Source organism: Methanolobus tindarius DSM 2278, assembly GCF_000504205.1.
Classification (GTDB): domain Archaea; phylum Halobacteriota; class Methanosarcinia; order Methanosarcinales; family Methanosarcinaceae; genus Methanolobus; species Methanolobus tindarius.
This window is the reverse complement of record NZ_AZAJ01000001.1, coordinates 1,667,629-1,681,635: the sequence shown is the minus strand read 5'-3', so window position 1 is coordinate 1,681,635 and position 14,007 is coordinate 1,667,629. Positions and strand designations below refer to the sequence as shown.

The 14,007-nt window shown below is 39.3% G+C and carries 13 protein-coding genes; 12 read left to right on the top strand and 1 reads right to left on the bottom strand.

Annotated elements, in window-relative coordinates; genetic code table 11:
* Positions 1 to 144 precede the first annotated feature (144 nt).
* The 6 genes from METTI_RS08145 to METTI_RS15785 all read left to right on the top strand — a co-directional run bounded on the left by METTI_RS08145 (position 145) and on the right by METTI_RS15785 (position 7,576).
* Entirely contained in the window at positions 145 to 798 is a 654-nt protein-coding gene (locus METTI_RS08145; RefSeq protein ID WP_023845341.1) for an HVO_0476 family zinc finger protein, read from the top strand.
* Positions 765 to 1,424: a protein-L-isoaspartate O-methyltransferase gene (locus tag METTI_RS08140; RefSeq protein ID WP_023845340.1), complete on the top strand. Its 660-nt coding sequence runs from the start codon at positions 765 to 767 to the stop codon at positions 1,422 to 1,424. Before METTI_RS08145 ends, METTI_RS08140 begins: the two co-directional genes overlap by 34 nt.
* A 97-nt stretch (positions 1,425 to 1,521) precedes the next feature.
* Positions 1,522 to 5,160 (top strand): hydantoinase B/oxoprolinase family protein, encoded by a 3,639-nt coding sequence (locus METTI_RS08135; protein WP_023845339.1) that lies wholly within the window; start codon positions 1,522 to 1,524, stop codon positions 5,158 to 5,160.
* 40 nt (positions 5,161 to 5,200) lie between these two features.
* Positions 5,201 to 5,689, top strand: coding sequence for a bifunctional nuclease family protein (locus METTI_RS08130; RefSeq protein ID WP_023845338.1), 489 nt, complete (start codon positions 5,201 to 5,203; stop codon positions 5,687 to 5,689).
* A gap of 82 nt (positions 5,690 to 5,771) precedes the next feature.
* A complete protein-coding gene (locus tag METTI_RS08125; protein WP_023845337.1) occupies positions 5,772 to 6,479 on the top strand; it encodes a DUF1614 domain-containing protein in 708 nt (235 codons plus the stop codon).
* 95 nt (positions 6,480 to 6,574) lie between these two features.
* On the top strand, positions 6,575 to 7,576 hold the full coding sequence (locus METTI_RS15785) for a hypothetical protein (protein WP_048135316.1): 1,002 nt from the start codon (positions 6,575 to 6,577) through the stop codon (positions 7,574 to 7,576).
* Here METTI_RS15785 and METTI_RS15550 read toward each other — a convergent pair.
* Positions 7,485 to 8,693: an ISL3 family transposase gene (locus tag METTI_RS15550; protein ID WP_023844015.1), complete on the bottom strand. Its 1,209-nt coding sequence runs from the start codon at positions 8,691 to 8,693 to the stop codon at positions 7,485 to 7,487. The genes METTI_RS15785 and METTI_RS15550 overlap by 92 nt on opposite strands.
* Positions 8,694 to 8,738: 45 nt before the next feature.
* On the opposite strand from METTI_RS15550, the gene METTI_RS15780 reads away from it, so the two are divergent.
* From METTI_RS15780 to METTI_RS08095, 6 genes are all read left to right on the top strand, one after another.
* Positions 8,739 to 9,164, top strand: a complete 426-nt coding sequence (locus METTI_RS15780; RefSeq protein WP_048135314.1) for a hypothetical protein — start codon at positions 8,739 to 8,741, stop codon at positions 9,162 to 9,164.
* Positions 9,151 to 9,303 (top strand): hypothetical protein, encoded by a 153-nt coding sequence (locus tag METTI_RS15775; RefSeq protein ID WP_023845336.1) that lies wholly within the window; start codon positions 9,151 to 9,153, stop codon positions 9,301 to 9,303. The genes METTI_RS15780 and METTI_RS15775 overlap by 14 nt, the downstream gene beginning before the upstream one ends.
* 524 nt (positions 9,304 to 9,827) lie before the next feature.
* Positions 9,828 to 10,484 carry a hypothetical protein gene (locus METTI_RS08110; protein WP_023845335.1) on the top strand — a complete coding sequence of 219 codons (657 nt, stop codon included), beginning with the start codon at positions 9,828 to 9,830 and terminating at the stop codon, positions 10,482 to 10,484.
* A gap of 330 nt (positions 10,485 to 10,814) precedes the next feature.
* Positions 10,815 to 11,234, top strand: coding sequence for a hypothetical protein (locus METTI_RS08105; protein WP_023845334.1), 420 nt, complete (start codon positions 10,815 to 10,817; stop codon positions 11,232 to 11,234).
* A gap of 424 nt (positions 11,235 to 11,658) precedes the next feature.
* Complete coding sequence (locus tag METTI_RS08100) at positions 11,659 to 12,354, top strand: DUF4956 domain-containing protein (RefSeq protein ID WP_023845333.1); 696 nt, start codon at positions 11,659 to 11,661, stop codon at positions 12,352 to 12,354.
* Between the two features lie 18 nt (positions 12,355 to 12,372).
* Complete coding sequence (locus METTI_RS08095) at positions 12,373 to 13,965, top strand: CotH kinase family protein (protein WP_023845332.1); 1,593 nt, start codon at positions 12,373 to 12,375, stop codon at positions 13,963 to 13,965.
* Positions 13,966 to 14,007 lie beyond the last annotated feature (42 nt).

Below are 14,007 nucleotides of genomic sequence, written 5' to 3'. Positions count from 1 at the left end.
TACTCATTCATAATAAGAGATACTCAATATATTATTTTCTGTGGTAGTGATAAAATTTATCATATTTTTAACACTTAACCTATTTTACAGATACAGACACAGATAATTATTTACATACCCCTGACTATGACATAACTAGAGAGTATGAACGACGAAGTTGAAGTTGTATGTCCGGCATGTTCACCAAAAATAGCAGTGCCACATGATGTTTTAAAAGGAGGACAGAATCCTGTCGTCCAGTGCCAGGAATGTGAAAATGTCCATCCTGCTAAAATAGAGAAGGTCAAAACCTTCAATGTCAAAGTGATAATCAGTAAAGGTGATGAGTCTTTCACTCAGACAACCCTCCTGACATCTGAAGAAGACTTGATGGTAGAAGATGAGATTATTGTAGATGATGGAGAATCTGACGAGGTTTATCCTATACTTATAACCGCAATCGAATCCGGTGAAAAAAGACTCAAAAAAGCCAATGCTTCTGAGATATCTACTATATGGGGCAGAGCCATTGATGAAGTGGTAGTGAAAATCGCAGTTCACAGAGGAAAAAAAACCGAACCACTTCATAAAAGAGTGCCAGGCGGATATGAGTTTGTTATTGGCCAGGAAGAAACTGTGGATAAAACAAAGATCCGTATCAAAAAGATAAAGATACGGGACGGAACCCTTGAATCTAAAACTGGCATTGCAATTCCCGCAAAATTCATTAAAAGGATATTTGCAGAAGAAATTGTCAGAAAAAGCTGGGGAGATGGAAAAACCCAATGGAGTATGAAAGGGAAAGGAAGAAGCTGGTAAATTCTCTACGAGAATACAATATATCTGAAAAAACACTTAAAGCAATGAAAAAGGTGCCCAGACACCTTTTCGTACCTTCTATTCAAATAGCGAATGCCTATGTTGACCACCCTTTACCCATAGGCTACGCACAGACAATATCAGCGCCACATATGGTAGCTATGATGTGTGACCTTCTTGACCTTCAGGAAGGATTAAAAATACTTGAGATTGGTGCCGGCTCCGGTTACAATGCTGCGGTAATGGCGGAGATAATCGGTTCAAAGGGAGAGATCTATTCTATTGAAAGGCTTGAAAAGCTTTCTGTTTTTGCACGGGGAAATCTGAAAAAAGCAGGTTACACTAATGTTGAAATCATATGCACAGACGGTTCTCTGGGTCTTCCCGAACATGCGCCTTATGACCGTATTTGTGTGACTGCCTCTGCACCGTGCACTCCACTACCTTTGATAGAGCAGCTTAAACCCGGAGGAATTATGGCAATTCCTGAAGGTAAAAGGTACCAGCGTCTCTATCGTATCAATAAGGACATGGATGGAAATATCACAAAAGAAGATCATGGTGGTGTGATATTCGTACCTCTTGTAGGAGACCATGGTTTCAACATGCTTTGTGGTGACAGATAATACAATGCATCAAGCATGGCAAAAATACTTTTATTTGCGGGTTCATTTAGCGTAGCATATTTTATAATAATACAAATCGCTCACTGGTGGATACATTATGGATCCTATCAACAATAAATGGCAATTCTGGATAGACAGAGGAGGCACGTTCACTGATATTGTTGCCCGAAAACCTGACGGACAATTGATTGCCCACAAACTACTTTCAGTTGACCCGGAACATTATACAGATGCTGCAATACATGGAATCAGAACTATTCTTGGCCTGGGTTCTGAAGATGTACTTCCAACTGAGAATATAGCTTCCATCAAAATGGGAACCACTGTAGGAACAAATGCACTCCTTGAACGCAAAGGTGAGCCTACAGCACTTGTAATTACCAGAGGTTTCAGAGATGCGCTGCGAATAGGATACCAGAACCGTCCTGATATATTTGCCCTGAAAATTGAGCTTCCTGATTTGCTTCATGATGAAGTCATCGAGATAAATGAGCGATACAGTGCATCCGGTGAAGAATTAGAAGCCCTTGATATCGAAAATTCACGAGTGGAACTTGAAAGAATATACCAATCGGGGATACGCTCTGTTGCTATTGTACTGATGCACGCGTACCGATATCCGAAACATGAAATTCAGCTTCGTGAAATTGCAGAGGAAATTGGATTTGCCCAGATATCACTTTCACACGAAGTCAGCCCGCTAATGAAATTTATCAGCAGTGGTGAAACCACGGTTGTCGATGCATATCTTTCCCCGGTGCTCAAAAGATACATCAGCATGATATCTTCAACTCTTGAAGCGGGTGGCAACAATACAAAACTCATGTTCATGCAGTCAAGCGGTGGACTTGTGGAAGCAAGCCATTTTAGGGGCAAGGACTGTATCCTTTCAGGACCAGCAGGTGGTATTGTAGGAGCTGTGGAAACTTCCAGAAAAGCAGGTTTTGATAAAATTGTCACTTTTGATATGGGTGGGACTTCAACAGATGTAGCTCACTACAACGGAGAATACGAGAGGAGTTTTGAGACAGAGATTGCCGGTGTTCACCTGCGTTCTCCCATGCTTTACATTCATACTGTTGCAGCAGGTGGAGGTTCGATACTACATTTTGATGCAGGAAGATTCAGAGTTGGACCGGATTCTGCAGGTTCTGAACCCGGACCTGCATGTTACAGAAAAGGTGGACCTCTCACAATTACAGACTGTAACCTGATGCTTGGAAAAATAGACCCGAAGCATTTTCCTCATGTTTTCGGACATAACGCAGACATGCCACTTGATGCGGATGTTGTTAGAGAGAAGTTTGCAGCTCTTGCGGAAGAGGTTAGTGAATTTACCGGAGAGAAAACAAGTGCTGAGCAGGTTGCCGAAGGTTTCCTGAAAATCGCTATTGAGAACATGGCAAACGCCATCAAGAAAATATCAATCCAGCGTGGCTATGATACAAAAGAATACGCGCTTTGCTGTTTTGGAGGAGCAGGGGCACAACATGCCTGCGGTGTTGCAGATGCACTGGGAATCAGCAGGATATTGATACATCCTCTGGCAGGCGTGCTTTCAGCTTACGGAATGGGACTTGCGGACCAGAGAATTATGAAGGAACAGGCTATTGAGAAAAAACTTGAAAGCAGCCTGATTGAAGAGCTGCAAGGTTTTGTTGCTGAACTTGAAACAATCGGCAGGGAAGAAATGAGAATTCAGGGCGTTGCAGATGAATATATAAGCGCACTGCACAAGGTTCATGTTAAGTATAAGGATGCAGGAACTTCTATTATTGTTGATTTTGGCGCTGAAAGTGAGATTAAAAGCACATTTGAAGAGGAGCATAAAAAACGTTTTGGTTTTGTGATGGAAAACAAAGAACTTTTCATAGAAGCAGTCTCTACGGAAATAATCGGTTCAGGGGAGAAAATGCATGGAGGTTCTCTTTCTGACAGTTCGCCTTCAGGAGAGAAAGAAAATACAAGGTTGCCTGAAACTACAATGTACACATGCGGAAAAATCCATGAAACACCGGTTTACAGGCGAGAGGAACTGAAGAAAGGTGAAGAAGGAGTTATTGGGCCGGCTGTGATTGTTGAAACTAATACAACTGTAGTTATTGAACCCGGATGGAAAGCAGAACTAAGAAAAGGTCAGGAATTGATACTTGAAAGAGTTGATCCATTGCCAAAAAGAGAATCAATAGGGACTGAGGCTGACCCTGTGATGCTTGAGATATTCAATAACAGGTTCATGTCCATTGCACAACAGATGGGGTATACTCTTCAGAACACTGCTTATTCTGTTAACATCAAAGAGAGACTTGATTTTTCGTGTGCTGTTTTTAACAGGAACGGAGACCTGATTGCCAATGCACCTCACATACCTGTGCATCTTGGCTCCATGGGAGAGAGTGTTAAGGCGATAATCCGGAAGTTTCCTGATATGGAAGAAGGCGATGTTTTCATGCTGAACTCCCCGTTTGAGGGAGGAACGCATCTGCCGGATATTACGGTTATAACTCCTGTATTCCATGATGGAGATGTTGAGTTCTATGTTGCTTCAAGGGGACATCACGCCGATATTGGCGGAGTGACGCCGGGGTCGATACCTCCTGAGAGCAGGCACATTGAAGAGGAAGGTGTGATTACCGGAGGGCAGCGTATTGTTGCTGATGGGAAATTCCTTGAAGATGAGGTTGCAGAGTGGCTGAATTCGGGAAAATATCCGGCACGAAACCCGTTCCAGAATATCGCTGACCTGAAGGCACAGGTTGCTGCAAATGAAAAAGGCGTAAGGGAACTTTTAAAGCTTGTCGAGCATTTTTCAATGGAGACTGTACAAGCATACATGCAGCATGTGATGAATAATGCCGAGGAATCTGTCAAGAGAGTAATTGAGATATTAAAAGACGGGGAATACTCACTTGCCTTTGATGACGGGACTATTGTATCAGTTAAAGTTAGTATTGACCATGAGAACAGGGAAGTTCATATTGACTTTACTGGTACTTCAGGACAGCATCCCGGAAACCTGAATGCTCCTGTTGCAGTTTGCAAGGCTGCTGTGCTTTATGTTTTCAGGTCACTTGTTGACAGGGATATTCCACTCAATGAAGGCTGCATGAGACCGCTCAGGATAACTATTCCTGAAGGCAGCATCCTGAATCCTGAATATCCTGCGGCTGTGGTGGCTGGAAATGTTGAGACTTCGCAGTATATTGTCGATACTCTTTTCGGTGCGCTGGGAGTTATGGCAGGCTCGCAGGGAACCATGAATAATTTTACTTTTGGAGATGAAGAGTTCCAATATTATGAAACAATATGTGGTGGTTCCGGTGCAGGAGAAGGATTTGATGGAACCAGTGCTGTGCAGACCCATATGACGAATTCCAGAATCACTGACCCGGAGGTTCTGGAATGGAGATTCCCGGTGAGGCTTGAGGAATTCTCTATCCGTAATGGCAGCGGTGGTGATGGAGAATATCATGGAGGAGATGGTGTTCTCAGGAAGATAAGGTTCCTGAAATCTATGAGAGCTGCTATTATTTCCAGTCACAGGAAGTTTGCACCTCGTGGCCTGTGTGGTGGTGAGGATGGGAAGGTTGGAAGGAATTATGTTGTCAGAAGCGGGAATTTGCAGATTGAAGAACTTGATGACAGGGATATCACGGAGATGAAAGAAGATGATGTTTTTGTTATTGAAACTCCCGGCGCAGGTGGTTTTGGAGTACAAACAAAAAGAAAGAGTTAAGTAAGGATACTTATTAAACATCTGTGGAATTAGGGATATATTGCTAAAAGGGAAGGCTGTTGTAAATAACATGGACACTGCAACCAATATTAAGGAAGTTACCGTAAAGGGAGTTTACATGATCAACATCTTTGGGCGAGCTGTGCCTGCTGTGATGCTTGAGGATGATGATGGAATGATTATGCCGATTCATATCGGGCAGTCTGAAGCCCTGTCTATCAATTCGGTTTTGAAGAATGAGACGATGCCAAGACCCATGACACATGATCTTATTGTTTCTGTGCTTTCAAGACTAGAGGCCGAGGTTGAGAGAATACTGATAGATGAGAAAAAGGACAATATCTATTATGCCAGAATGACCTTGATTAAAGAAGGAAACAGGATGGAATTCGATGCAAGACCAAGTGATTGTATCGCAATTGCACTCCGAAATGATGCTCCTATCCTGATTAGTGAAGATGTGTTTAATGAGGATGCTATCAGTAAGGAGAATTTCACTGGTTCTAAGGCGATCACAGGATTTACCTGATCTTTTATTTGCCTTTGAATATCTTTTGCTTTTGTAATCAAGACCCACAAAAAGTATATACTGATAATTAGGACACTATGCTATGAGGCATCGGATATTCTATAATCCTTTAAAATTGGTTTTCACCATCATATTAGCCTTTGTGCTGGCGTTTAGTATTTCCGTGCTCTTTTACGGGCTGGTTAGCAGCGCTTTCAGCAAAATCGGATTCTCATGGAACGATGCTCTTATCCTGCTTCTCGCATCCCTTATTGGAAGCAGTATCAATATCCCTCTCAGAACTCTTGAAACTGAAGTCCCGATTGAGAATAACAAATATGTGAAGATTTTTGGAGTTTCATATCGGGTGCCTTTCAAGGAAACTCACAAAACCAGAACAACAGTAGCTATCAACGTAGGCGGTGCCCTGATACCAACTATTGTTTCGGTATACCTGCTTGGACTTTTCCCGGATTCTGCAGTTTACGTTCTCTACGCAACCCTGATGGTTGCCATTATCACAAAATCAGTTGCAAGACCTGTTAAAGGTGTGGGAATCGTTTCTCCCGCACTCCTGCCACCAGTTGCGGCTGCTTTGAGCTCCATTATTGTGGTCTACACCACCGGCATTCAGCATGACCTCATCTTCGCAGTAGCCTACATCAGCGGCACTTTAGGTACTCTGATAGGGGCGGACCTGCTGAACATGCGTGCTATTACAAAACTGGGAGCGCCTGTGGTTAGTATTGGTGGCGCGGGAACTTTTGATGGTGTGTTTCTGGCCGGGGTTATTGCGGTGTTGTTGGTTTGATGATGAGAAATCAAGGTAAGACTTATATTTCTTTTGATGAAGTTAATTAAAAAAACATTTATAGTTGTTTAATTTAAGATAACTGTAGAGTAAAAATGACTTCTGAAATAGTAATAATGAATAAAGATGCGATTGCACTAGCTGCTGATAGTGCTGTCACTATTTCTGGCTTTTCTCGTGACAAAATATTTGCATCAGCTAACAAGCTGTTCTCATTGTCGGATAAATGTCCTGTTGGAATAATGATTTATGGAAATGCGAGTTTTATGGGGATTCCCTGGGAGACTATAATCAAAATATACAGGGCAAAGAATGGAAATAAAACATACAATACACTGGAAGAGTATGCAGATGACTTCATTGATTTTTTGGATGAAAATGAAATGCTGTTTACACAAGAAATCCAGGAACAAATGTTTAAAGCTCAACTTTACGCCTATTTCAATTCAATCAAAGGAGAACTCTTCGCTGAGATTCAGAAAAAAATCAATGAAGAAGAAGTTGTTGATGAAGATGTGCTTATGGATCTTATGACAGAAATTGTGGACTCTCAATATGAATTATGGGAAGTGGCTAAAAAATGTCCGGGATTTCCAGACAATCTGGAAGAAATGATACTTGAAAGATATGAAGCAAGTATTAAAGAAATAATATCTGATGTTTTTGAAGAGTTTCCTCTTGATGAAGAAACTATAGGAATAATGGAAGAAATTGTTCCGTGGGTATTTTCAAAGTTTCCTGAGATTAAAAATAACTCATATTCTGGTATAGTTGTAGCAGGTTTTGGAGAAGAAGAGATATTTCCTTCTTTCAAATCCTTTTTTATTGAGTGCATAATATGCAACAAACTAAAGTATGAAGTTGAACGTCAAGAAAAGATTTCTCTTGAAAATAATAGTGTTGTTGCACCATTTGCACAAAGAGAAATGGTAGATATTTTCATGAGAGGAATTGATCCTTCAATGTTTGAATTTAGTGTGTCTTTTTTAGATAATTCGGTTCTCTTTAACATCGTGTGGGTAAACGAAGTTTACCCGCCATCAAGAATATCATTGTATTCCTACACTTCTCAGTCTTCAATCCATATGATCTCTTAAAAGCAGTTTTAATTTTGTTGTTCAATCCTTCAACAACACCGTTGCTGATACCTTGTTTGATTGATTCCAATATCCCATGAGAATTTCTTTTAATCATCTTGGCCAATGTGATAATTTCCTTGATGTTGCTATGTGTTCCCCAATAATGCCATTTGTCAAGATATTCCCTCGCTACCTCTATATTTTTTATATCCCACAGACGTTGAAGTCCAAGCTTAAATCTGTAAGCTTTTGCTGTTTTAGTATCCAAATCTTTGATTGATCGAATCTTAGCTATTTCCCTATCCGATAGATTTTCAGGATTTTTCAACCACATGAATCTCGTTTTACCCAGATCTTTATTTGTTTGATACTCCTTTCTTCGAACCTTATCAATTGCATCATTCATCATTTTGACAATATGGAACTTATCGTAAACGATCTTAGCATTTGGGAAATATTCCCTTGCTCCACCCCTAAAAGCAGGATACATGTCCATTGAAATATACTTGATATTATCAGGGTCTATTTTTCTGGAAAGAACTTCCCTGAAGTTCTTGAAAACACTTCTTTTCTTTCCATTTTCAATATGAATTACTCTTGATTGATGTAGATCATAGAACAAGGTCACATAGCTGTGACCTTTTTTGACAGATATTTCATCTACTCCAATAGTATCTAACTCAGAGAGATCCATCTTTGCTCTGGCTTCTTCAACATAATGAGCTAGAATTATCCATACAGAATTTTCATGAATATTGATCAATTCAGCAATTGAAGAAACACTCATTTCTTTGGACATTGCAACGATTAGTGCTTCGAAAAATAATGTAAATCCAGTATTTTGTCTTGTCCATGGAACTTCAACAAGTTTTACATCATCTCCATCACACTTTGTTCGGGGAACTCGTGCATGAATGTATGTTTCATGATGGAAGAAATCAAGGTGTCTCCATACTTTTTCTTTGGTATCATGGAGATCACACAGTTTGTTGCAAACTGGGCAAGGGAACTTCGTTCCCTTGGTAAAATCTAGATAAATATCCATTCTTTTCTTAGAAACATTAAGATCAATGTCTTTCACATACCATGGAGGGGTTATTCCCAGAGCCATTTGAATCAAGAGTTTATCGTCCATCCAATATGGATTGGATGAACAGAATATTAAATTACCCACTCAATCTTGAGGAGATCCGATAATTCTCTAAAAGATTTCACAGAAACTATTATAGAGAAAAAGCAGCATACTTCTGAAACAGATAAATACCGGGAAGAACTAAATAATCATGTTGAAAAAATAATAGGGGGATTTGTCTCCAGTTTAAATGGAATACAACAGGAACATTATGTGAGTCCTATAACAAATGTTGTTTCTGTGTTACCTAAAGATGAACTTGCTTCAATGGCAGAGTCTCTTGTGAACCTGACTTCATTTAAAAGAAAAATTTCATTCGATGCAGAAACTGTGGGTGGACCCATAGATGTTGTTGTTATTTCGAAAGGTGATGGTTTCATCTGGATAAAGAGGAAACATTACTTTAAATCAGAATTAAATCCAAAATACTTCATCAATAAATACAATGGAGGGAAAGAAAATGGCAAAGAATAAAAGAAACTATAGGACATTATCAGAAATTGAAAGAAATTATTTCCCGAAGTCATACGAAAAAAGACATTTTGAGCAATTATTGGATAAACCAAAAGAAGCAGGTGAAGCTGTTGCTCAGAAATTGATGAAAAATGTTTGATAACTGGCATTAGTAACAGTGTCCCTCATAAGGGACCTGTACTATTTTAATTAAAAGAAAGGCTGAGAGTATTAATAAGAGTAATTTATGAAGTACTTCATAAATGAAAATTTAATTAGTAGACATCACCATAAATAAAAGAGTATATATGATATAATTATTCACAGCTTCTTTCAACGTTTCTATTAATTAATAGAGATTTCAAGAGTTCTTTGTTCTCTGAAGAAACGTAATCTCCAGTGTTGACATTTTCAGCCCAGCGCCCATAAATCTGAAATGAAAGGAATGTTTGCCGTAATCATATACGTAAGAAAAAGAAAGACGACTGTATTTTCAAAAAATATACTCAAAGAATCACTTTCCCCCTACAGGCTTACGTGAGTTTATCCAACCACTGAACAAGTAAACTTGTAAACACCTGTGTCATTACCCAATTTACATAGACACATTATGCATATCCAATATATTTATATCCAATACTAAACATTCATCATCAAAACAACTTTACTTGACTTGGTGGGAAAATGAATATATTTGACAGTGGGATACAATTTTCAAAGCAAGATGTTGTCGAAAAAGCCATTTCTGCCATCTACAACAAAAAAGGTATCGAAAAAGCGCTTTTGATTACTGAATATGATAGAAAAGAGATCATTGGACTTGAGGAAAAAGATGAGCAGAATAGTTCATGTTGTTTTGGTATAAAGAACAACGTAGGCATGAAACAGGCTCTTGGATCAGACTTTTTGATATCTTTCATAACAAACCGGGATTACGAATGGCCTGAAAATAACTTGAAAATTGTCCATCGGGGAGAAGTTATAGGAGAAGACATCACTGATGCCGCTGAAATTGAAAGGCTGAAAAAGTCCGGCAAATATCGGGTATTTGGAAACATAGTTATTGATCGTAAAAAATTCAAAGATATTAAGTATTCATTTAGGGCCCCGGAAATAGTAATCGATGCAAAACCATGCCCTGAAGTTGAAAAACTGGCATTTGTTTCTGAAGCTATGATAGCATCACCATCTAAATTGACTGATGAATACATTAAATCAAAACTGGGCATCAAGAGTAAGGATCACATAGGAAGTTTCCTTGTGGGATTTAATTTCGGAACCTGTCAAAATTCCCTGTGTAGTCTTGAAAGCAATACGAGTAGTCATATGATACAATCCTAGCTCGAAAAAAGTTCCTAAAGCCTTCTGCTGACTACTCCAACGGATTAAACTGTTTTATTCTCCTGAAACCTAGAAGGAACCTTAACCCTGGTTAAAACAATTCTTGATTAGGGATGAGGTTTACACCGACACTGGCACCTAATCTCTATACAAAGTATCGTTTGTTATGTTTTCAATCATGCCTGGTTTATTTCTGATTACTAATTCTTGTATTAATCTAATAATATCGTCAGAGACAAAACACACATTACAATTAAATATACACAATAACAATTAATATTTTATATGTTATGGGTCAATGAAATGTATATCCTGCGTTAAGGTGAAAAAGTGAAACAAGACAAAATAACTAAGGTGATCATAGTACTCTGTTTCCTATTGGTGATAACTTTGTCCTTTTTCCCAACAATCGAACCATTTTACACCATTACCAATACTGACCAATACGCACATGAATTTAGCACAAGCATTTCCAGTGAAAATGGAGAGTATTCATGGCAGAGATATTACGATCTTTCACCGGGAGAAACAATAGAAGTTAGAAAACCTCTCAGCCTTGTAATAAGATGGATCAATCCTTTCAGAGAAACAGACATTTTTTACTCATCATCCGACTACGAATATTATATCTCATCTGAAGGAAAAAAAGTCTATATATCTGTTCAGCCTGCAATTTCAACTTGTTTTTTCTTTGAACTGAAAAATGAAAGTGGAGAGTATGAAATAGAGATGGGTAGAACACACTATTGATGAGTTGGAAGGTGCTTTTGAAAAACTTCATTTAAATTCTTACTAAAAGAATACATCCAGCTCATTTTACCAGATATATAGAATAAATACCTCAGCACAAAATATATATTACTATTTATCTATTCCAAACAGGAATGGAACCAATCCGAAAGTTCAATTGGTTCAAATTGAAATATCTGCTCACAATAGAGCAGGCATGCGAATTAAAACAGCAACTTGAGCATTATATGCTTCCTGATAAGTAAGGATAGGATACAGGAGACCACGTTATCTCAAGTCTGTACTATGACAGTCACAGTCCGGATCTTCAATGATATTGGGAAAAGGTTGATGGGGTAAAATTCCGGAAAAAGCTTAGAGTTCGCAAATACTGTACAGGCTGGATGTGGAGAATAAGTTCCCCCGAAAAATTGAGGTTTATTAAATGGCAATAGATATTGAAAGTCTATTCAATTTTGAAGACCTGAGCGGGACCTTCACAATCACAGACGTTGTTGTGGGTCTTGTTTTAGGTTTCATATTGTTGGCAGCTATAGGATGGCTGTACAAACGCACACACAAAGGAACATCTTACACCCAGAGTTACGTCCACACCCTCATCATGATGGGACTGATAGTAGACGTTATCATGCTAATTGTGGGCTCAAACATTGCACGCGCATTCTCACTTGTAGGTGCACTGTCAATCATACGTTTCAGGAATGCAGTAAAAGAAACCCGTGATGTCGGTTTCATATTTTTTGCAATGGCAATCGGCATGGCAATGGGTACCAGATTCTACACGCTTGGAATCATCGCAACCGGCGTTATAGGCGCCATGATCTTTATCATGTATGAATTTGATTGGTTTGCAAGACCGGCCATGAGCCAGGTCCTGAAAATTCAGCTTGACAAGAACGTTGATTTCGAGGAATTGTTTGACAAGATATTTGTCAAATATACACAGTCAGCGGATCTCATAGGAATAGATTCAGTCCGCTCAGGAACAGTGACTGAACTTGTCTACAGTGTTATACTCAAGAAAAACATAAACAAGCACGAGTTCATTGAATCCATCAAAAGTCTGAACGGAAACCAGAAGGTGTTCCTGATTACAGGATACAACACCACTGACCTCTAATCACAAAGAGGTGAGAAGATGGACATTAGACTCCGGAGGAATTACTGGATAATCATACTGATAATCGTATCTATCTCCTCCACACTCTATTTTTTCGGGGATGAAATGATAATCCCCTACACCACAGACTCAGGTTATGTGACAAAAATGACCAGATTCAACATCGAAAATAATGTGGATCTTTTCAGTGAAAATATGATACACGAGATCGATGTAGATATGGACTGGGATGACTATGAGTCGCTGCTTAAAACTTATGAAGAAACAGGAGAGAAAGACTATTTCAAAACCGACATTACCATCGACGGTGTCACTGTAGAAGATGTAGGAATTCGCCTTAAAGGACAATTAACACTTCAAACCACATTTCAAGGCAGCAACCAGATGGATAGTATGCAGCTCCCTTTCCTTGTGAAATTTGACGAGTACGTTGATGGTCAATGCTATCAGGGAATCACGGAACTGTGCATTCGTATAGGAAGCAGTTATGCACTCCTGGAAGAGCCGCTTGCACTTTATACACACAGTATCAGCGGAGCAGTAGTGCCAGAATGGGCTTATGCAAGTGTAAAAATCTCAGAACTTGATCCTGCCTATTATGTTATCTGTGAAAATATAGATGAAAGTTATCTTATAAATTACTTCGATGACTATGAAGGAGTGCTTTACAAAGCAGGCAATTCTGTTACATTTGCATATAAAGGTGAGGACCAGACAGAATACATGGAAGACTTCGAACAAAAGACAAAAAAGAACGAAGAAGACTTTGCACCTTTTATTGCATTCCTGAAATTCATTGATGAATCAAGTGATGATGAATTTGAGGAACAACTGGGTGACTGGGTTGACATTGATGCGCTTATTACCATGATGGCAGTGAATGACCTTGTTGAGAACTCAGATTCTTTCTCTGGAATGAACAGTAATTACTACCTGTATTACGATCAGCGTACTGAAAAATTCCTGATCCTTGCGTGGGATATGAACCTTGCTTTTGGTGCCATGATGGGACAGGGTGACATGCAAAGAGGCGGTGCATTTGGTAATATGGATGACAGAGGAAACAATACAGGTATTCCTCCGGGAGACATGCAGGAAATGAACATGGAGAACATGATCAATTTCACACCAACTGAAGGTATGAACATGAATGCATCCATGATGCAACAGGACAACAAGAGCAAATTCACTCCCCCAGACGGAGATTTTGGGAATCTGACCAGACCTGAAAGAATGAGTGAAATAGGAGACATGCCCGATATGGGCGATATGGCTGGTGGAAACTTCCCCGGAGAAATGCAGGGTTATGGTAACCTCGGGGAAGGAGTTGAAAGAGGGGAAATGAACAGCCAAAACAGTGCTGAAAATGCCTTGAAAGACAGGTTCTTTGCAAACGAGAACTTCAGCGCACTTTATAAAGAGCGTTATGAGGAAATAGCAAACGGAATCTACTGCAATGACCTGCTACTTGAGAAGCTGGACCTGATTGCAGAAACATTTACTGAATATAATTCAGAATATAGTATTATGGATCAGGAAACCTATGACTCCGAAGTTGAAGACATGAGAAATTATATTGAAGAGAAACAGGCAGAAAACTGCGATGATTGATTTCTCTTCAATTCTTTTTATTTTCAAACAACTGATATTCCC